At 34.5% G+C, this 987-nt stretch carries 2 protein-coding genes; both read left to right on the top strand.

What is annotated here, in order from left to right; translation table 11 throughout:
- The first annotated feature begins 3 nt into the window (after positions 1–3).
- Positions 4–129, top strand: a complete 126-nt coding sequence (locus ACFIMU_RS08680) for a TrwH protein (protein WP_375607609.1) — start codon at positions 4–6, stop codon at positions 127–129.
- Positions 126–857 (top strand): type IV secretion system protein, encoded by a 732-nt coding sequence (locus ACFIMU_RS08675; protein ID WP_375696148.1) that lies wholly within the window; start codon positions 126–128, stop codon positions 855–857. The genes ACFIMU_RS08680 and ACFIMU_RS08675 overlap by 4 nt, the downstream gene beginning before the upstream one ends.
- Positions 858–987 lie beyond the last annotated feature (130 nt).

Raw genomic sequence — 987 nt, 5'->3', positions numbered from 1 at the left:
CTTATAATTTTGATTGCAAACCTTTTATCGGCTTGTGCATTAGCACCAAAGCTAAAACAGCCCAATGATAGGAACCGCGTGCCTATTAATAAAACAATCCCTGCCGAAATCAAGCGAGGAGACAGATGAAAAAGCGATTTATTATCACAAGAATGATTACCCTTTGGGGAATCATAAATTTAACTCTAGCGTCTAACTTTAGTTGGGGTTCTGGGACTCAAAGTTCAACTGTTAAAAGTCCTTTTTCACTGGAAATTATTAAGTTGTTAGAACAACAAATTAAAACAAATGAAAACCAGATCGAAAACGCGAAAAAAATTCATCAGTCTATAACAGGAAATAGGATACAAAAACCAACAATAGGAGAAAACAAGAATTCTTTCATACAAGATTTGTCTTCTATCTACCCAAAAACACAGACAAACTACCAAACCATAGGTACTGGGGAATTTAAAAAAAGATTTAGTGAGATTGTTCTCGAAGAGAAAAGGGCCGGCTTCCAGCAGTTGCCGTTTTATAAAATGCGCGAAATAATTAATACGCGTCTTAAATATAGTGGAATTGTCGAAAAAGCTGTAAGTTTTCAAACTTTCCAAGACGCAGAGAACCGCTTTAAACAAATGAACGATTTCTTAGATAAGATAAATAAAACAAAAGATCTCAAAGAAGTTTTCGAACTGCAAACACGCATCAAGACCATGTCAGCCATGATCCAAAATGAATATACAAAGCTACAAATGGTCAGAAATTTAAGCGATGACGAAGAGACTCTTATCGAAATACAAAAACGTAAATTGTACAGAAAAATTGTAGCCTCTAACTACAAAGCTATGCCTCAAATAAGATCTAACCAATAAAGCTTTTTACAGCATTTGCTTTTTTTCATGAAAACAAAAACCGATGTAGAAGATTCAGTACTCTCTGAACAATTAAGAGAGGCACAAAGATTTTATCAAAGCCAAGATATCGTGCTGAAAACACTTAGGT

The sequence above is a fragment of the Bartonella sp. AC70YNML genome (assembly GCF_042196545.1).
GTDB lineage: Bacteria > Pseudomonadota > Alphaproteobacteria > Rhizobiales > Rhizobiaceae > Bartonella.
Note: the sequence above shows the minus strand (reverse complement) of the source record. Positions and strands in the feature narration are given on the sequence as shown.

Excerpts from the sequence above, each read along its gene's own strand:
- ACFIMU_RS08675 (WP_375696148.1), top strand. The coding sequence starts at position 126 with ATGAAAAAGCGATTTATTATCACAAGAATGATTACCCTTTGGGGAATC.